Source organism: Clostridium sp. MSJ-8 (genome assembly GCF_018918325.1).
Classification (GTDB): Bacteria; Bacillota; Clostridia; order Clostridiales; family Clostridiaceae; genus Clostridium.
Map to the genome: position 1 here is coordinate 25,222 of NZ_JAHLQH010000054.1, position 19,531 is coordinate 44,752.

The window sequence follows — 19,531 nt, forward strand, 5'->3', positions numbered from 1 at the left end:
AGGTGGAGTTATGGAGAAGAATTCTAGACAAAGATTTCAAGAGATAGTTAAGGTATTTGCATCTTATGGATTTGGTTATCTTATGGAATCTAATAGTAAACAGGAGAAGAAATCTCCTTACAATCTAAGAAAAGCTATAGAAGAATTAGGACCTACATTTGTAAAGATAGGGCAAATTCTTAGTACAAGATCAGATATTTTACCTAAGGAATATGTTAATGAACTTGTTAAATTACAAGATTCCGTTCCTGCTGAATCAATGGAAACATTAAAAAGGATATTTGAAACAAGTGTTAATAAAAAAATGGAGAATTGTTTTAAATATTTTAATGAGACACCATTAGCTTCAGCTTCAGTTTCACAAGTTCATTCAGCTGTTTTATTAGATGGAACAGAAGTTGTAGTTAAGATACAACGTCCAGATATATATGATGAGATGAGGATGGATTTAGCTATATTAAAGAGAATTCTAAAATTCACTAATACTAGGTTAGATATAAAGGTAGTAAATCCACTTGAAGTAATAGAAGAGATTGAGCAAACAGTTGAAACTGAATTAGATTTCTTGTTAGAAGGAAGGAATATGTTAAAGTTCAGAGAAAATAATGCAGATATTGCTTTTATGTATGTTCCCAAACTAATAACAGATATATGGAGTGACAAGATTATAGTACAAGAAAAAATAGAAGGTTTTAAGATAACAGATTCTTCTAGGTTAATAAAAGAGGGATATGATAATACAGATGTTGCTAGAAAATTAGCACTTAGTTATTGCTATCAGGTATTTGATCAAGGTTTTTTTCATGCAGACCCTCATCCAGGCAATATATTAATTTATGATGGAAAATTATGTTTTATTGATTTTGGAATAGTGGGAACACTAGATGACAATCTAAAAAGTTGGCTTAATTCAGCAGTGTTAGCTATAGCAACTAGAGATAAGAATAAGGTTGTAGATTGTATATTAAAAATAGGGATAAAAGATGGTCGTATAGACAGAGGAGAATTATATGAAGATGTTTCATATCTTGTAGATATGTATTTAACTACAAGCTTGAAGAATTTAAAGATGACAGTTTTACTACAAGAGGTATTTGAAATAACTAGAAAGAATAATATTCAGTTTCCTAAAGAATTGGTGACATTAGTAAGAGGACTTATGATATTAGAAGGTGTTATAGCAGAAATTGATCCAGAGTTAGATGCTATATCTGTTATTGTTTCGTATATGACATCTAAGGGCAAGATGGGAATATTAAAGAATTTCGATAAAACAGAAGCTGTTATATCAACCTATGAATTTATAAGAGACCTTATAAGACTTCCTACAAAATCAATTGAGTTATTAAATAAGGCTGTGAATGGAAAAGCACAATTAACTTTTTCAGTTGCCAACCTTGAGAAATATGTACATAAAATTGATACTATGGTTAATAGATTAACAGGAGGACTAATTATAGCAGCATTATTAATTTCTTCATCAGTTATAGTTGCAAGTAAAATAGGACCTAGTTATAAAGGTGTATCAATAATAGGAATATTAGGATATGGAGTTGCGACAATATTCGCTATGGTTCTACTCAGAAGTATGATTAAAACTGGATTATTCAGAACCAAAGACAAGAAAAGGAAAAAATAAATTTCAAAATATTAAAAATACTTGAAGAAAAGCTATAAAAATTGTATAATTAATTAGCTTATTTTTATAAGAATAAGGAAGCCTTAAGTATAACTTAAGGCTTTTATCATAGTTAACTAAAGAGGAGGAATATGATGAAGCAAAGAGGAACTAGAATATTAATTCTAGTTATTGGATTATTAATAATAGCTTCTACACCAGTATTGGCAGTTGAAGTAACAGATAGTGTTACTAATGCAGATAAGTTTGGAATATTAACATTAATTCCACCACTAGTATCAGTGGTTCTTGCATTTATAACTAAGAATGTAGTTATATCATTATTTATAGGCGTTTTATCAGGATGTTTTATGTTGCAGATATTAGAATATAATGTCTTTTTAGCAATTTTAGAATCATTTTTGAAATTAGTTAGTTTAATACTTGATTCGTTAGCAGATCCGTGGAATGCCGGTATAATACTTCAAGTTTTAGTTATAGGTGGAATTATTAATCTTGTTTCAAGAATGGGAGGAGCGAAAGCAGTAGCAGAAGCACTTGCTAGAAAGGCGAAGGGAGCTAGAAGCACGCAAATAGTAACATGGTTATTAGGCATATGTGTATTTTTTGATGATTATGCTAATGCCTTAATAGTAGGTCCTATTATGAAACCAGTAGCAGATAAAATGAAAGTTTCTAGAGAAAAACTAGCTTTCGTTATAGATGCGACAGCAGCCCCTATAGCTGGTATTGCTATAATATCAACATGGATAGGATTAGAAGTAGGGCTTATTAATGATGGTTATGCTAAGATTGGATTAGAAGCTGATGCATTTTCTGTATTTTTAAATACTATTCCTTATAGATTCTATAATATATTGATTCTTATATTTGTTGTATTAACAGCTATTACACTTAGAGAATTTGGACCTATGAGAAAAGCTGAACTTAGAGCTAGAAGAGGGGAGCAATTGTTAGAGGATATTAAGTTTTCTAAGGAACAGATAGAAGAAACATCAGTAAAAGAAGGGGTTAAATTAAGTGTATGGAATGCAATAATTCCTATAGGTACACTTATTATATCGGCTTTAATTAGTTTCTATTATAGTGGATATTCTTCTATAATGTCTAGTGATGATATATTACTTCAACAATTAATTAAGCAATCTCCATTATCCTTTACAGCAATAAGAGAATGCTTTGGAGTAGCTAATGCATCTAGTTCATTGTTTCAAGCAGCATTGTTTTCAAGTATTGTTACAATAATACTTGGAGTATGTAAGAAGATATTTACTATATCTGAAGCAATTGATACGTGGATAGATGGAATGAAGGGACTTCTTATAACAGGAGTTATATTACTTCTAGCATGGTCCTTAGGATCTGTTATTAAGGAAGTAGGAACTGCTGATTATTTAATAACATTATTATCATCATCTTTACCTAAATTCATATTACCAAGTGTTATTTTTATATTTGGTGCAGTAATATCATTTTCTACTGGAACAGCTTATGGAACTATGAGTATACTTATGCCACTTGCTATTCCTTTAGCATATGCTATATATCCCGATAATACATATGTTGTTATGAGTACAAGTGCAGTATTAACTGGAGCAATATTTGGAGATCATTGTTCACCTATATCAGATACTACCATATTATCTTCCATGGGTGCAGGATGTAGTCATATAGATCATGTTAAAACTCAGATGTGGTATAGCTTATTTGTAGGGCTTGTAACTATATTGTTTGGCTATATACCTGTAGGTTTAGGAGTACCTATATATGTGGCATTACCAATGGCTATTATAGTACTTATAGCATTGACTTATTTCCTGGGAAAACCTATAGAAGATGAAGTATAAAAGATTTGACAGATTTGTATAATTGATTTATCATTTAATTAAATGCGATGAAGAGAAGAGTAGCAATAATGATAGTCTACAGAGAGCTATTATGTTTAGGTGTAAGATAGCGACAGGAGTTGTTGTGAATATGGCCTTGGAGCATAGGTTTTGAGTAGCTTATAATAGCTTTTAGGAGCCTACGGTAGCAACCGTTATATTGCTTAGTGATGGTAGTCACTTATTGAGATTTCTATCGTGAGGTAGAAGTGAAGTAGAGTGGTAACACGTAATTATGTATTTATTGCGTCTCTATGTAGGATAATTCTTACATAGAGGCGTTTTTATTTTAAGCAAGGAGGAACATTTTTTATGTGTAAGAAAACTTTTTATATTACAACCCCTATTTATTATCCATCAACTAAACTACATATAGGTAATACCTATACTACTGTAGCAGCTGATGCAATTGCTAGATTTAAGAGATTAACAGGATACGATGTAATGTTTCTAACAGGAACAGATGAACATGGACAGAAGATTCAGAGAATAGCTGAAGAAAAAGGAATAACTCCTAAGGAACATGTAGATGAAGTAGTAGCAGGAATTAAAGAACTATGGAAAATGATGAATATAAGCTATGATAAATATATAAGAACTACAGATGATTATCATGTTAAGGCAGTTCAAAAAATATTTAAAAAGTTATATGATCAAGGAGATATATATAAAAGTTCTTATGAAGGATTATATTGTACACCTTGTGAATCTTTCTGGACAGAAACTCAGTTAGTAGATGGAATGTGTCCTGATTGTGGAAGACCTGTAGAGAAATCAAAAGAAGAAGCATATTTCTTTAAGATGAGCAAATATGCAGATAAATTAATTGAATATATAGAGAGTCATCCTGAGTTTATTCAACCAGAATCAAGAAAGAACGAAATGATAAATAATTTCCTTAAGCCAGGATTACAAGATTTATGTGTATCTAGAACAAGTTTTGATTGGGGTATTCCAGTAACATTTGATGAAAAGCATGTAGTATATGTATGGATAGATGCATTATCAAACTATATTACAGCATTAGGATATGGTAGTGATAATACAGAATTATTTGATAAATATTGGCCGGCAGATGTACATCTTATAGGGAAAGATATATTGAGATTCCACACAATTTATTGGCCTATTATGCTTATGGCACTTGGATTACCATTACCTAAACAAGTATTTGGTCATGGTTGGCTATTAGTTGATGGCGGTAAAATGTCAAAGTCAAAAGGTAATGTAGTTGATCCTGTAAAATTAGTAGAGATATTTGGAGTAGATGCAGTTAGATATTATCTATTAAGAGAGATGCCATACGGAGCTGATGGATCATATAATAGTGAAGCATTTATAAAGAAGATTAACTCAGATTTGTGCAACGATCTTGGTAATTTACTATCAAGAACAGTAGCAATGATAGAAAAGTATTTCGATGGCATTGTACCGGCACAATTAGATAAAGAAGCTGTTGATGATGAACTTATATCATTAGCATTAGAAACTCCAACAAAGGTAGAAAAATATATAGACGCATTAAGATTACCAGAAGCATTAGAAGCAATATTTACATTGATTTCTAGAGCAAATAAATATATAGACGAAACAACACCTTGGATATTGGCTAAGGATGAAAGTAAGAAAGCTAGACTTGGAACTGTATTATATAACCTTGCAGAATCATTAAGAATATCAGCAGTGTTATTATCAGCATTCTTACCAGATACAGCTGATAAGATGTATGCTCAATTAAATGCTAAAAATACTGACTGGGATTCATTAAAGGAGTTTAATGGAACAATTGCAGGAACTAAAGTAGTAAAGGGAGAAAATTTATTTCCAAGAATAGATGTTGAAGCTAAGTTAGAAGAATTAGCAGCTATAGAAGAAGCACAGAAGGCAGCTATAAAGAAGCCAATACAACCAATAAAAGATGAAATAACAATAGAAGACTTTGAAAAGTTAGATTTAAGAGTAGTAAAGGTAAAAGATTGTGAACCAGTAAAAGGAGCAAAGAAGTTACTAAAACTAAAAATAGATCTAGGTGGGGAAGAAAGACAAGTAATATCTGGAATATCAAAATTCTACAAACCAGAAGATTTGATTGGAAAGAATGTAGTTCTTGTAGCTAACCTAAAACCAGTAAAATTAAGAGGAGAATTATCACAAGGAATGATACTTGCAGCATCTACTGATGATGATAGTGTATTGTCTGTAGTTGATCCGGGAGAATTACCTTCAGGAAGCATTGTAAGATAATAAAAAAAGAAGCCATTGCATGGGGAATGCAATGGCTTTTCTCAAATTAATTATACATTTTATTAGGGAAAATGAATTAATATGATAAAGAATAAAAAATCTAGAACATCCACACTTAGGGGGACGTGATGTTCTAGAAACCATTCATAACAAATGGTTATAAGGGGTAAATAATGCTTTAACTACTTTACAAATGTAATTATAGTGTAGTAATGTGTCGGTTTTGTGTCAAAATTAAATTAAATTTAAAAATAATTTAAAATTTTTTAATAAAACGGACATAATATAGGAATTATGTGGAATATAAGCTAACTTGATTTAAAATTTAGAATTTTTGATATAATATAAATTAAATAAATAAATTGAGGTGGTAAAAATATGGAATATGCATATAAGATAATAGATACACATGCTCATTATGATGATGAGCAATTTGATGAAGATAGAAATAAGCTTCTACAGGATTTAAGAAAAGATGGCGTTATAGGAATTGTTAATTGTTCATCATCTTATGAAAGTATAGCCAAGACTATAGATATAGTTAATACATATGATTATATATATGGTGCATTGGGGATACATCCAGAGAATGCAGATGAATTTTCAGAAGAAGTATTTCAGGAGATAAGAACAGAAATAATAAATAATAAAAAGATAATTGCTGTAGGTGAGATAGGGTTAGATTATTATTGGGAGGAAAATCCATCTAGAGAAATTCAACAAAATGTGTTGAGAAGACATATGGAGCTTGCTAAAGAATTATCTCTTCCAGTCATTATTCATGATAGAGATGCACATGAGGATACATTAAGTATAATAAAAGAATTTCCGGATGTTGTTGGAGTAATACATTGTTTTTCTGGTAGTGTAGAATTTGCTAGAGAGTGTATAAAAAGGGGATATTATATAGGAATTGGTGGGGTATCTACCTTTAAGAATTCTAAGAAATTAAAGAGGGTTATAGAAGATATTCCTGTAGATAGAATTTTGGTAGAAACTGATTGCCCATATATGGCTCCTGAGCCATTTAGAGGCAAGAGAAATCAATCAAGTTATATAAAATATGTTATTGATAAAATAGCTGAGATAAAGAATATAGATGTAGATGAATTAAATAAGATAATAAACAATAATTCGAAAAATATATTTAAAGGGTTAAATATAGAGATTTAAGAATAATATTAGAGTTCTACAAAAATAAAAATTTTAGTTGTTTATAAAGCTAATAAAGGGAAGAAGAAAAAAACGTTTGCATATTTTCCAAATTTATGGTAAAACTATAAGTGAAGACAAAAAAGCAAGTATTAAACACTATTTTGTGAAAGTGCCATTATATCAGGGGTTAAGGGCAATTAAATGCCGAAAATTTGACAATATAGGCATTTATACGTTATAATTCAGAAGACGCTCTTGCCAAAGGAGGTAGAAAATGAAGGGAAAATTAAAATCACTCTTTAAGAATAACAGTTCCAAGGCAAAGATAATTATTGGATTAGTGGTAGGTTTATTTCTTCTTACCATAGCAGTAGTTAACATAAGAAAAACAGTTACAATAAACATTGATGGGAAAAGTAAAACTTATGTAACATACAGTGCAACAGTAGAGAAATTATTAGAAAAACAAGGTGTAGAAGTAAATTCTTACGACATTGTAGAGCCAGCACTAGATACAAAATTAAAAAAGAAGATGAGTATCAATATAACTAAAGCTGTTCCAGTTAAAGTTGTTATAGCAGGTCAAGAGCATGAAATCATGACAACTAGCAAGACAGTAGGAGACACATTAAAAGATAATATTGATTATATTGAATCTCAAGGCGGAGGGTTTGATGAAGATGACGTAGTAGAACCTTCACGAACTCAATCAATCAAAAAAGATATGACCATATCGATAAAACAAGTAGATATAGAAGAAGTAACAGAAACAGAAGCATTAGCATACAACACACAAGTGCAAACAGATTACAATAAAGATATCAAGTCTGATGCAGAAGTAGTTCAAGCTGGTCAAGAAGGAACTCAAAAATTAGCTTATAAGGTGTATAAGTATGAAGATGGAACTGAAGAAAAGGTACTAGAAAGTGTAACTGTTGAAAAAGAGCCAGTAGATGAAATAGTGGTACAAGGTGGTAGCTATTTTATGGCTAGTAGAAGTGGAGAACAAATAAAAATAAAATCAGATACTATTACAGTATCAGCAACAGCTTATTATTGTGGTGATAATGCAATAACTGCAACAGGTAGAAGAGCTGTTAGAGATCCAAATGGAATAAGTACAATTGCGGTAGACCCATCAGTAATTCCGTTAGGAACATTAGTATATGTTGAAGGTTATGGAAAAGCAGTAGCAGCAGATGTTGGAACTGCAATAAAAGGTAACAAAATAGACGTATATACAAGTACCTACAAGGAATCATGTCAATGGGGCAAAAAGACAGGTCTTCAGGTAGGAATAATAGCATATCCTGGAGAATGGTAAAAAGTAAAATATAAAAAAAGAGTGAAGAGTTAGCAGCCTTATGTGAGTAATCACAAGGCTGCTTTTTGACTCTTTAGGAAATTATTTTTTGTTTTAATCGATTTGACAGAATTAAATTATATTAGTACTCTAGTTATATATTATATGAAAGGAAGAGATTATTTGATTAAGGAAGTTATAGTTGTTGAAGGCAGAGATGATATTACAGCAGTAAAAAGAGCAGTTGATGCAGAGATTATAGCAACAAGTGGATTTGGAATTAATGCAAAAACTATTGAGAGAATAAAGGAAGCTCAAAAGAGAAAAGGTGTAATAATATTGACAGATCCAGATTTCGCAGGAGAGAAGATAAGAAGTATTATATCTAAGAGAGTTAAAGGTGTTAAACATGCTTATATATCACAAGAAGATGGTTTAAGAGCAAAAGATGGTAATATAGGAGTAGAAAATGCTAAACCAGAAGTGATTTTGAAGGCATTAGAAAATGCTAAGATTACATTAGAAGAAAAGCAAGAATTTTTTAATATGACAGATATGTATTATTTCAAATTAACAGGAAGTTCTGATTCAAAGGCAAGAAGACAACTTTTAGGTAAGCTCCTAGGAATAGGATATGGTAATGCTAATCAAATGGTTTCTAGACTTAACAATTATGGAATTACAAAAGAAGAATTTATAGATGCTATAGAAAAAATAAAAAAGCAATTAGGAGAATAAAATAATGGATATACAAGATTACAAAACACAAGAATTAGTTAAGAAGTATAACTTTAAATTTTCAAAAAGTTTAGGTCAAAACTTCTTAATAGATGATTCGGTGCTATCGGATATAGTAAATGGGGCTGATGTTAATGAAGATGATTTAGTAATAGAGATAGGGCCAGGAGTAGGTTCTCTTACAGCACAATTATTAAACAAAGCTAAAAAAGTAACATCTATAGAATTAGATAATGACTTGATACCTATACTTACTAATGAACTAGGGGAACATCCTAATTTTACATTAATTCATAATGATGCATTAAAGGTAGATTTTAATGAAATAATTGGTGATGAAAAAAGTGTAAAGTTGGTTGCTAATCTCCCTTATTATGTTACAACTCCAATAATAGTTAAATTATTAAAAGAAGGATATAATTTTAAATCTCTTACAATAATGATTCAAAAGGAAGTTGCAGAGAGGATGAATGCAGAGCCTAATTGCAAAGATTATGGTTCATTATCGTTATTGGTACAATATTATTGTGATACAAGAATAATAAGAAAAGTATCTCCAAGTAGTTTTATTCCAAGACCTAAAGTTGATTCAATAGTTATAAGACTTGATAGGTTACAAGAACCAAGAGTAAAGGTTAAAGATGAAAAATTAATGTTTGATATAATTAGAAATGCTTTTAATATGAGAAGAAAAACTTTATGGAATTGCACAAAATTTTTAGGCCTTTCAAAAGATGATATGGAAAAAGCTTTTGAGATGAGCAGTATTGACTGTAAAAGAAGAGGTGAAACATTAACTCTTCAAGAGTTTGCACAATTATCAGATGTTATATCGACGTTAAGATAGAATTATATTATTAACACTCATTGAGAATATCAATGAGTGTTTTATTAATAAATTAGAATAATAAATTTTGCTATGCCATATACTGTATAGAATAGTACATGTGGAGGTAATAGGAGCTTGGCACATAATAAATTGTATAGGAATTTTATAATATTACAGGGTGATGAAAAGAAGATTTCTGATGATAAGTCTTGTTCTGGATATGCTAAGATCGAAGCAAAAGGTGATAAGTGTAAAATATCATTCTATGCTCAGAATTTAAATCAAGAAGAAAAGTATTCTATAGTACTTATCTGCTATAAAAAAGAAATTAAACAAATAGTAGATTTAGGCTCCTTAAAAATAAGAGAAGGCGGAAAAGGAGAAGTTACTAAGGAATATTATATTAATGATATTGCTGGACTGGGAATTGATTATGGGAAGATATCTGGGGCTGCAGTAATGTTAGATCGAGAAGAAGAGTCAAAATATATATTATATGGATTTATGAGTGGAGAACATATTAAGGATGATTGGAAGAAGTGCAAAAAGGTAAAACACAAGGATAATGATGATAATTGGAAAAATGATATAGTTATAGAAGAGAAAAAGAAAGAAGAAAAAAATAAGTCTGAACTTTGTGATAATAAGCAGAAAAAAGATAAAGAAGTATTAAAGGATACAGATAAAAAATGTGAGAAAAAATCAGAGCATAAGGAAGCTGTAGAAGAGAAAAAAATAGAAATATCAAAAGATAAAATAAAAGAAGATAAAAATGATAAAGAAAAGTGTGATAAAGAGAAAAAATCAAAAGAAGATACTTGTTGTAAGAAGAATGAAGAATGCAAGTGTAAACATAAATATCTAAATGATGATCATGACGATAAAGATAAGTGCAATAGAGAAAGTGGTGTTAATATAGATTTTGCTGGATACGAAAGTGATATAGAAGATAATAAGGAAGTAGATTGTTTTGATTTTGATTTAAGAGGTGAGATAGGCGAATATTTTTCTGAAGTAGCTAAAGGATTTGAAGAAATAAAACATAAATTTAAAGATATAAAATATTGTAAGTGGTATAAGGTTAATATAGATAATATAGAAGATATGTGCAATGTTGAAGATTATAGCAAATATACAGTAGTATATTATCCTATGCTAAATTATTTCCCTTATATAAAGAGATATGGATATTTTTTATTAGGGTATAAATGTGATAAACGCGGAAATGCTAAATATATAGTATATGGAATTCCAGGAAGAAAGGATATAGAAGAACAACCGTATATGGGCAAAACTGGATTTGTAACATGGATGCCAGAGAAGAGTTCAGATAGAGGTTATTGGTTAATGTTTTATGATTATAAAAAATCTATTGTAGTGGTACCGATGAAGCAATAAGATTTGTAGCACAATGTTTGCGAATATATAATTTACGTATTATAATGAAGTATATTAGGAGAAACTAATAATAGTTTCTCCTAATATACTATTTTGCTTTATTCTGGGAGGAAAGATATGCGTAAGGTTTTATTAGAAATTGGCAGTATAAAAATATATAGTTATGGATTAATGATAGCTATTGCTATAATAGTAGGAACAATTATGTTCTGTAAAAGAGGAAAAGATAAAAAGTATAATGAAGATTATTTACTGAATGCTGTTATAATTTCAGTTATATCAGGATTATTAGGTGGTAAGTTACTATATATTTTAGTTGAGATAAAAACTATTATAAAGGATCCGTCTATATTACTTAATGTAGGTGAAGGTTTTGTTGTATATGGCGGTATAATAGGTGGAGCTTTAGCACTTGCAATATATAGTAAGATTAAGAAGTGGAACATATTAGAAGTGTTTGATTTAGCTGTGCCAGCACTTGCAATAGCTCAAGGGATAGGAAGAATAGGATGTTTCCTAGCAGGATGTTGTTATGGAGGAGAAACTGATTTATGGATAGGGGTTGAATTTCCAGCAGATTCATTAGCACCAACTGGAGTACTATTACATCCTACTCAATTGTATTCATCAGCTTTTGATTTTGTATTGGTAATAGTGCTTATTTTATATTCTAGAAAGAAAAAGAGAAGTGGAAGTGTATTTTCATTATATTTGATTTTATATAGTATAGGTAGATTCTTAGTTGAATTCTTGAGAGATGATCCAAGAGGTGCAGTAGGTATATTCTCTACATCACAAGTTATATCTATTTGTGTGTTTATAGGTGCAATAATTTTCAACTGCATTATGAAAAATAAAGGAAGTGTTGTTAAGAGTGAAGAAAAGAATAATCAATAAGAGGGTAATGCTAATTTGCTTGACTCTTATATTAACAATGGTACTAACAGGATGTTCAACTGTTGATAAAGCATTAATAAAATTAGGCTTTAGAAATACAGATTTTGAATATATGGTTAAAAATAAAGTTGATAAGATTATAATACAGAATTCTAGGGATACTGGTTTTAGGTTTATAGTAACAGATGATAAAGCAATAAATGATATATATAAGATTCTAAGAAATGGTAAGGTTACTGATAAGAAATCATCTTTAGATCCAGATTATGTATTTGAGGTACATATGGTGGGAGATGAAGTTAAATATTATAATTATGTAGTTTCGGTTAGCGACAAAGGAATAGGAAACTTCTATAATGATGATATATCTTATTCGGTATCTAGTAATCTTGATGATACTATACTTAACAATCTAGAATTCATTAGAAAACCTAAGAATTTTACAGATATATATTACAATAGTATATTAGATGTTTTAAAGAAAAATAAAAAACAATTATCAGACAAGAATAATAAAGTTGGAATAAATATATCAGCAGATGTTGATTGCTTGAAGTATATGTTTTCTGTAGATTTAGAGCAATTTAAGAAAGATATAAAGAAAGTGATTCCAAATGCAGATTTAGTTTCTGGAGATATATCGAATTATGATACTGTTGTAACAATAAGTAATAAAGGATATAGTACCAATTTATTCAAAACAGTTATTACCATAGATGATAAATTAAATAAATCATATGTGACATATTATGTAAAAGGTACTTATGAATATAAGAATTGGGATATAGACATAAGTGAACCAGATACTAAACCAAGCAATTGGTAAAACAAACAAGAACAGGAGAGATATTAATATATGGGAAGTTGTGAAAATTGTGCAAGTAGAGATAAGTGTAATTCAAAAGGAGCATCAAATTGTTCAATAAAAGTTTACCCTAAGTATGGTAAGGTAAAAAATATAATAGGTGTAATAAGTGGTAAAGGTGGAGTAGGAAAGTCTACTGTAACAGGAATGTTAGCATCTTCATTAGCTAAAAAGGGTTATAAAGTAGGTGTATTAGATGCAGATATAACAGGACCATCTATGCCTAGATTCTTTGGAATTAATAAGCAGAGAGCAAAAATATTAGCTTTAGATGAGAATACAGTTAAGTTTGTTCCAGTAACTACTGATAGTGGAATAAAGATTATTTCATTAAATCTAGTTACTCAAGTAGAAGAAGAACCTGTAATATGGAGAGGTCCTGTTATAAATGGTGTTTTAAATCAATTTTATACTGATACAGAATGGGGAGAATTAGACTATCTTTTAATAGATATGCCACCTGGAACAGGAGATATTGCATTAACAGTAATGCAAGATTTCCCGATAAATGAATTGATTATAGTATCAACACCTCAAGATATGGTATCTATGATAGTTAAAAAAGTAGTTATTATGGCTCAAAAGATGGGAGTTAAAATAAAAGGTGTTGTTGAAAATATGTCTTATATAACATGTGAAGGATGTGGAAAAAAGACACGTGTATTTAGTAAAAAGTCTGCAGAAGAAAATGCAGAGTATTTAGGAATTCCTTTAATAGGTGAATTGCCAATAGACTTAGATTTTACAGAAGCATTAGAACAAGGTAAGGCAGAGCAATATGTAATAGATAGTCCATTATATTCATTAATATTTGAAGGATTATACTAATAATTTATAATTTCCTGGTTAAAATAATAAGGAATTATTTTAAGGAAGGAGATTATTAAGTATGAAGGCTATAGTTGATCAAGAAACATGTATTGGATGTGGATTATGTCCATCTATATGTGACGTTGTTTTTGAGTTAAAGGATGATGGTAAAGCACATGTTATTGTTGATGAAGTACCAAGAGATAATGAAGATGAAGCTAAGGATGCAGAATCTAGTTGTCCAGTTTCTGCAATTACATGTGAATAAATACAAGAGGTTGTAGTTATAACAAGTAGCTACAACCTCTTTGGTATAAATAGAACAAAATCTATACTTATAACTAGTATAGATCTTTATATATAATCTTGAATACCTTGAGAGATTCTTCTATTCTAGGCTTTAGTATTTTTTTTCTTCTTTTGAATTCATCATAACCTAGATCTGTTAACCTATATATCTTTTGAAATTTTTTATGAGGATCATCCCATTCGCCAATAACAAGACCTTCTTTTTCGAATTTTTTTAAAATAGGATATATTCCACCGGTGCTAGGAATCCATAATCCGTTAGTATTATTTCCTATCTTATGAGAAATATCATTACCATTAGATGGCGATTTACTCAAAATATACAAAATATATATAGGCAATAGTCCTTTTGTAAATACTTGCCCTACTGCAGCTTGTTCTTTTTTTATTTTTTTTAGTTGAGCTACTTTTTGTTTATATTCTTCATATAATTTTTTCTCTTCTTCTTCATATTCTTTTGTTGTAAGTAAGTTAAAATCATCCATTATTTTATACCTCTTGAATTACAAAACCGACTAATCCTGGGCCAGTATGTACACCTAATGAAGGTGTTAAAATCTGACGACCTATATAATTGATCATAGGCAAATCCTTTATTGAATTATATAGAGCATCTCCGTCTTCTTTTGCATGTCCGTCAATTATCCAAACATTACATTTACCTTCAGATAAATGTTTATCAAGAATTTCATGTAGCTTCTTGATAGATTGTTTACGACCACGAGCTTTAGCATAAGTTTCATAAATACCTTCCTCAGAAACTTTTATTATTGGTTTTAGCTTAAGGACTTCCCCTATAGTCCCTGCTACCTTCCCTATTCTTCCACCTTTTTTTAGATACTCTAAAGTATCTAAAGTAAAGTATACATTTATTTTTTTTCTAAGTAAAGGAAGAGCAACAGCAATATCATTAAAAGACTTTCCACTTTCTATCATCTTGGCAGTTTCAATAACTAGAGCTCCTTGCCCCATTGTTAAAGTCTTTGTATCATATACAAATGATGTTAAACTAGGATGATTATCTAAAATAAGTCTCATAGAATTTAGAGTTCCTGACAAGTTAGAAGATATATCTAAAACAATTAAATGAGTATATCCTTCATTTTCAATTTCTGTGATTAAATTTTCGATATATTCAACACTAGGTAAAGAAGTTGTTGGAATTTCATTAACTAAATTAGCATATACTTCTTCTGGTTTTATGGTAACATTATCGAAATATTCAGCGTCCTTGTATATTATTCTAAAAGGGGCAACCTTTATATTATATCTATCAATTACATCTTGAGTTAAATCAGCTGCACTATCAGTTAATATGGCTATTTTTTCCATGACAATATACCTCCTAATGGAATAAAAAAATATTCCAAACTATATCACTTTTGATAAGGTTAACTATATCAGAACTGATATAGTTTTACAATAGAATAATAAAAAAAACATATAAAATTTACAATGTGATAAATTGGATGAATAGGGGAATGATTACATAAATATATTATCAATATTGATAATGTTTATTATGCTTTGAAATTATAATAGATTGATAAGTTTGAATGCTAATTTTTAATAATTTATATATTGGAAGTAATGCTGTATTTTATGTATAGAAAGAATAAAATCTAAAAAAATATCAATAGATATATAAAAAATATCTATTGATAGATAAATGGTACAAATTTAACTTAATATCAAAATATCAATGATAATGTAGATTGATATATTAAATCTAATGAAGTATAATATTTAAGGTTGAATACTATATATTGTATATGAGGTGATAAGGGATGCTATATGTTGTTAAAAGGGATGGAAGACGAGTAGAATTCAACCCTGACAAGATATCTAAAGCAATAAGTAGAACAGCAAAAGAAGAAGGGTTAGAATTAAAAACAAGCCAGATATTTGATGTTGTTCAAAAAGTAATAAATTATATTGAAATGACAGAACAAGAGAAAATCTCAGTAGAAGATATTCAGAATCTTGTTATAAAAGCATTAAAGGACAGTGGACATAAAGATATAGCCATTGCTTATTCCAATTATCGTATTGAGAGAACAAAGGTAAGAGATATTAAATCTGACTTAATGAAGGCAATTCAGAGAATAGGGGTAGAAACTGATAGGGATAATGCTAATGTTGGTAATAACTTTAGTTCGAAGTTACTTAGAATAGCTTCTGAATCTAATAAGTGGCATAATTTAGCTACAATGCCTAAATATTTAGCAAAAGAACATGAAATGGGAAACTTGTATTATCATGATTTGGATAGTTACAATTTGACTACAAACTGTTTACATATACCAACTAGAGAACTTCTAATGAATGGTTTTAATACTGGATATGGAACTATAAAAAAACCTAAACGTATAGAAACTGCAGCTGAATTATCATGCATACTTTTACAATCTTCTCAGAATGATATGTTTGGAGGACAATCACATCCGAATTTTGATAATGATATGTCAATTTTCGTTGAACCAACTAGACAAGAGATAAAAGATGAATTAAAAGAATTAGGATTATCAGATGAAAAGATATCAGAAGTATTAGAGGAAAAAGTTAAAAAGAGAGTGCATCAAGCAATGCAAGGAGTTGTTTATAATTTAAATACCATGCATTCAAGAGCAGGATCTCAAGTTCCATTTAGTTCTGTAAATATAGGAATACCAGAGAGTAAAGATGCTGCATTAATATGTGAAGCATTTTTAGAGGAATATGAAAAGGGATTAGGAAAAGGTGAACAACCAATATTCCCTAATATAATATTTAGAGTTAAGGAAGGCGTAAATAGAGAACCAAATGATCCGTATTTTTATTTGTATGAATTAGCATGTAGAGTAGCAGCTAAGAGAATGAATCCAACATTTATGAATATAGATGCAGATTTTAATAAAGAATATTATGATAATGGATATATGCCTGCAACAATGGGATGTAGAACATATCTTATGAAGAATATTAATGGTGAACCAGGATGTAGCGGTAGAGGTAATATAGCACCTACTACAATTAATCTTCCTAGAATAGGAATTCAAGCTAAGGGCAATATAGATAGATTTTTTGAAATATTTGAAGAAAGAATAAATCTAGCAAAAGAATCACTATTAAATAGATATGATGTATTAAAGAAACTAAAGGTAAGAGATCTTCCATTTGTAGCTGGACAACATTTGATGAAAGGTTCAGAAGGTTTATCTCAAGAAGATTCTATAGAGCCTATATTAAAACAAGGAACATGGGGAATAGGATTTATAGGATTAGCAGAAACATTAGTTGCATTAACTGGCAAACATCATGGTGAGGATGAGGCATCAAGAGAACTAGGTTTAAAGATTATTACATTCTTAAGAAATAAGATAGATGAATTTACAGAAGAAACTCATCTTAATTGGAGTTGTTATGCAACACCAGCAGAAGGATTATCTGGTAAGTTTATAAAGCAAGATCAAAAACTATATGGTAAAATACCAGGAGTTACAGATAAAGAATACTATACTAATAGCTACCATATACCAGTTGGATATGCTATATCTATAAAAGATAAAATTCAGATAGAAGCACCTTATCATAAGTTGTGTAACGGTGGACATATAAGCTATATAGAAGTTGATGATAACCCTACAGGAGAATGTATAATGGATATAATAAATTATGCATATAAACATACTAATATAAGTTACTTGGGTGTTAATTTCCATATTAGATATTGTAAGGATTGTGGTGAATCATTGCAAAGTCATGAATGTAGATGTCCAAAATGTAATAGCACTAATATTCAAGGGATATCAAGAGTTACAGGATATTTAAGTTTAGATGAAAGATTTGGACCTGGAAAAGTATCAGAAAGAAATGATAGAATAACTCACACTAAGACACATGCAAATATGTACAAGAAATAGAATATAAAAGAAGAATCCAATGTTGTTTGATGATATTTACATTATCAAGCAGCATTGTTTTTTTGTTGATAGAATATATGTGTTATGGTGGATGGAAAGATAACAAAAAATGCGTTTTAAAGAGAGAACTTGATTATAAGTGATAGGAAACGTTATCAGTAGACGAATGAATTATTTTTGAAAAAACTTGCATATATACCTGCAAATTATTATAAAATTATAAAAACAACAATAAAATTTGAAAGATTAATAAACAAACCTTGCAAAAAAGCTTAAAATAGATAGGTTATACTATTGTTATTTAAGTGTTGATATGATAAAATAAAATGTAAAAAAAAGAATAATAATCTAATCTAGGGCGAGATTAGTTATTATGTATAGTGAAAGTGATAAAGAGGGGGATTTTCATGTCAATTAAGAATTTAAGTAATGGCAAAGAAATATTTATTGTGGATACCACCCTTAGAGATGGAGAACAAACAGCAGGAGTTGTTTTTTCTAATCCAGAAAAGATAGCAATTGCAGAAATGTTAAGTGATTTAGGCGTAGATCAATTAGAAGTAGGTATACCAACAATGGGTGGCGATGAAAAAGAAGCTATTAAGACAATTGTTAAGAGAAATCTTAAAAGTAGTATAATGGCTTGGAATAGAGCTGTAATATCAGATATAGAACAATCTATAGATTGTGGTGTAGATGCAGTAGCTATTTCAATATCAGTTTCAGACATTCATATAATTAATAAATTAAAAACATCAAGAGAATGGGTTCTTGATCACATGGTTAAGGCAGTAGAATTTGCTAAGAAGAATGGTTTATATGTATCTGTTAATGGAGAAGATGCTTCAAGAGCTGATAAGGAATTCTTAATAGAATTCATTAATGCAGCTAAACAAGCAGGTGCAGATAGATTTAGATATTGTGATACTGTAGGTGTAGAAGAACCATTTAAATTAGAAGAAGATATAAAGTATATATATGATAAAACAAAATTTGATATAGAAATGCATACACATAATGATTTTGGTATGGCAACTGCAAATGCTATAGCAGGATTAAGAGGTGGTGCTAACTATGTTGGAGTAACTGTAAATGGATTGGGCGAAAGAGCTGGTAATGCTGCATTAGAAGAGGTTGTAATGGCATTAAAATATGTCTATAAGATGCAAACAGATATGGATACTAAGAAGTTTAGACCAATATGTGAATATGTATCAAAAGCATCAGGAAGAGAATTGCCTATATGGAAGGCTATAGTAGGAAGCAACATGTTTGCACATGAATCAGGAATTCATGCTGATGGTGCTATCAAGAATCCTAAGAATTACGAAGCATTTGATCCTAGTGCAGTAGGTCTTGAGAGACAAATAGTAATAGGTAAGCACTCAGGAAGAGCTGCTATAATAAATAAATTTAAAGAATATAATGTGGAGTTAACAGATGAAGAAGCTAACTTAATGCTTGAAGAAGTAAGAAAAGTAGCAGTTCAATTAAAAAGATCTTTATTTGATAAAGAATTAGTTCAAATATATAAAAGAATACATCAATAAGCTTTA

The 19,531-nt window shown here is 29.7% G+C and carries 16 protein-coding genes and 1 other annotated feature; of the genes, 14 read left to right on the forward strand and 2 right to left on the reverse strand.

What is annotated here, in order from left to right; genetic code table 11:
* The first annotated feature begins 10 nt into the window (after positions 1-10).
* From KQI77_RS12770 to KQI77_RS12825, 12 genes are all read left to right on the forward strand, one after another.
* On the forward strand, positions 11-1,639 hold the full coding sequence (locus KQI77_RS12770; RefSeq protein ID WP_216390821.1) for an AarF/ABC1/UbiB kinase family protein: 1,629 nt from the start codon (positions 11-13) through the stop codon (positions 1,637-1,639).
* A 131-nt stretch (positions 1,640-1,770) separates the two neighbouring features.
* Positions 1,771-3,486, forward strand: a complete 1,716-nt coding sequence (locus KQI77_RS12775) for a Na+/H+ antiporter NhaC family protein (RefSeq protein ID WP_367397313.1) — start codon at positions 1,771-1,773, stop codon at positions 3,484-3,486.
* Positions 3,487-3,524: 38 nt separating this feature from the next.
* Positions 3,525-3,782 (forward strand) — a binding site (T-box leader).
* 55 nt (positions 3,783-3,837) lie between these two features.
* Entirely contained in the window at positions 3,838-5,769 is a 1,932-nt protein-coding gene (gene metG / locus KQI77_RS12780; RefSeq protein WP_216390823.1) for a methionine--tRNA ligase, read from the forward strand.
* A 378-nt stretch (positions 5,770-6,147) separates the two neighbouring features.
* The gene (locus tag KQI77_RS12785; RefSeq protein ID WP_216390824.1) at positions 6,148-6,942 is read left to right on the forward strand and encodes a TatD family hydrolase; all 795 of its coding nucleotides are present in this window, start codon (positions 6,148-6,150) and stop codon (positions 6,940-6,942) included.
* Positions 6,943-7,198: 256 nt separating this feature from the next.
* The gene (locus tag KQI77_RS13235) at positions 7,199-8,248 is read left to right on the forward strand and encodes a ubiquitin-like domain-containing protein (RefSeq protein WP_216390825.1); all 1,050 of its coding nucleotides are present in this window, start codon (positions 7,199-7,201) and stop codon (positions 8,246-8,248) included.
* A gap of 162 nt (positions 8,249-8,410) precedes the next feature.
* Entirely contained in the window at positions 8,411-8,965 is a 555-nt protein-coding gene (rnmV, locus tag KQI77_RS12795; protein ID WP_216390826.1) for a ribonuclease M5, read from the forward strand.
* 4 nt (positions 8,966-8,969) lie between these two features.
* Positions 8,970-9,812, forward strand: a complete 843-nt coding sequence (rsmA, locus tag KQI77_RS12800; protein ID WP_216390827.1) for a 16S rRNA (adenine(1518)-N(6)/adenine(1519)-N(6))-dimethyltransferase RsmA — start codon at positions 8,970-8,972, stop codon at positions 9,810-9,812.
* A 117-nt stretch (positions 9,813-9,929) separates the two neighbouring features.
* Positions 9,930-11,192: a hypothetical protein gene (locus KQI77_RS12805; RefSeq protein WP_216390828.1), complete on the forward strand. Its 1,263-nt coding sequence runs from the start codon at positions 9,930-9,932 to the stop codon at positions 11,190-11,192.
* Between the two features lie 117 nt (positions 11,193-11,309).
* Positions 11,310-12,089, forward strand: a complete 780-nt coding sequence (locus tag KQI77_RS12810; RefSeq protein WP_216390829.1) for a prolipoprotein diacylglyceryl transferase — start codon at positions 11,310-11,312, stop codon at positions 12,087-12,089.
* Entirely contained in the window at positions 12,067-12,915 is an 849-nt protein-coding gene (locus KQI77_RS12815; RefSeq protein ID WP_367397314.1) for a hypothetical protein, read from the forward strand. The genes KQI77_RS12810 and KQI77_RS12815 overlap by 23 nt, the downstream gene beginning before the upstream one ends.
* Before the next feature lie 30 nt (positions 12,916-12,945).
* Positions 12,946-13,782, forward strand: coding sequence for an Mrp/NBP35 family ATP-binding protein (locus tag KQI77_RS12820; protein ID WP_216390830.1), 837 nt, complete (start codon positions 12,946-12,948; stop codon positions 13,780-13,782).
* A 61-nt stretch (positions 13,783-13,843) separates the two neighbouring features.
* Positions 13,844-14,032 carry a ferredoxin gene (locus KQI77_RS12825; RefSeq protein ID WP_216390831.1) on the forward strand — a complete coding sequence of 63 codons (189 nt, stop codon included), beginning with the start codon at positions 13,844-13,846 and terminating at the stop codon, positions 14,030-14,032.
* Positions 14,033-14,105: 73 nt separating this feature from the next.
* Here KQI77_RS12825 and KQI77_RS12830 read toward each other — a convergent pair whose 3' ends face one another.
* Both KQI77_RS12830 and KQI77_RS12835 read right to left on the reverse strand, forming a co-directional pair.
* On the reverse strand, positions 14,106-14,558 hold the full coding sequence (locus KQI77_RS12830) for a PadR family transcriptional regulator (RefSeq protein WP_216390832.1): 453 nt from the start codon (positions 14,556-14,558) through the stop codon (positions 14,106-14,108).
* Positions 14,559-14,562: 4 nt separating this feature from the next.
* Positions 14,563-15,405 carry a DegV family protein gene (locus KQI77_RS12835; protein WP_216390833.1) on the reverse strand — a complete coding sequence of 281 codons (843 nt, stop codon included), beginning with the start codon at positions 15,403-15,405 and terminating at the stop codon, positions 14,563-14,565.
* A 455-nt stretch (positions 15,406-15,860) separates the two neighbouring features.
* Between KQI77_RS12835 and KQI77_RS12840 the strand changes: the two genes are divergently transcribed.
* Entirely contained in the window at positions 15,861-17,975 is a 2,115-nt protein-coding gene (locus KQI77_RS12840) for an anaerobic ribonucleoside triphosphate reductase (RefSeq protein WP_216390834.1), read from the forward strand.
* 407 nt (positions 17,976-18,382) lie between these two features.
* A complete protein-coding gene (gene nifV, locus KQI77_RS12845; RefSeq protein WP_216390835.1) occupies positions 18,383-19,525 on the forward strand; it encodes a homocitrate synthase in 1,143 nt (380 codons plus the stop codon).
* Positions 19,526-19,531 lie beyond the last annotated feature (6 nt).

Coding starts and splice junctions, on each gene's coding strand:
- KQI77_RS12770 (WP_216390821.1), top strand. CDS start 11: ATGGAGAAGAATTCTAGACAAAGATTTCAAGAGATAGTTAAGGTATTT.
- KQI77_RS12775 (WP_367397313.1), top strand. CDS start 1,771: ATGATGAAGCAAAGAGGAACTAGAATATTAATTCTAGTTATTGGATTA.
- metG (WP_216390823.1), top strand. CDS start 3,838: ATGTGTAAGAAAACTTTTTATATTACAACCCCTATTTATTATCCATCA.
- KQI77_RS12785 (WP_216390824.1), top strand. CDS start 6,148: ATGGAATATGCATATAAGATAATAGATACACATGCTCATTATGATGAT.
- KQI77_RS13235 (WP_216390825.1), top strand. CDS start 7,199: ATGAAGGGAAAATTAAAATCACTCTTTAAGAATAACAGTTCCAAGGCA.
- rsmA (WP_216390827.1), top strand. CDS start 8,970: ATGGATATACAAGATTACAAAACACAAGAATTAGTTAAGAAGTATAAC.
- KQI77_RS12810 (WP_216390829.1), top strand. CDS start 11,310: ATGCGTAAGGTTTTATTAGAAATTGGCAGTATAAAAATATATAGTTAT.
- KQI77_RS12820 (WP_216390830.1), top strand. CDS start 12,946: ATGGGAAGTTGTGAAAATTGTGCAAGTAGAGATAAGTGTAATTCAAAA.
- KQI77_RS12825 (WP_216390831.1), top strand. CDS start 13,844: ATGAAGGCTATAGTTGATCAAGAAACATGTATTGGATGTGGATTATGT.
- KQI77_RS12830 (WP_216390832.1), bottom strand. CDS start 14,558: ATGGATGATTTTAACTTACTTACAACAAAAGAATATGAAGAAGAAGAG.
- KQI77_RS12835 (WP_216390833.1), bottom strand. CDS start 15,405: ATGGAAAAAATAGCCATATTAACTGATAGTGCAGCTGATTTAACTCAA.
- KQI77_RS12840 (WP_216390834.1), top strand. CDS start 15,861: ATGCTATATGTTGTTAAAAGGGATGGAAGACGAGTAGAATTCAACCCT.
- nifV (WP_216390835.1), top strand. CDS start 18,383: ATGTCAATTAAGAATTTAAGTAATGGCAAAGAAATATTTATTGTGGAT.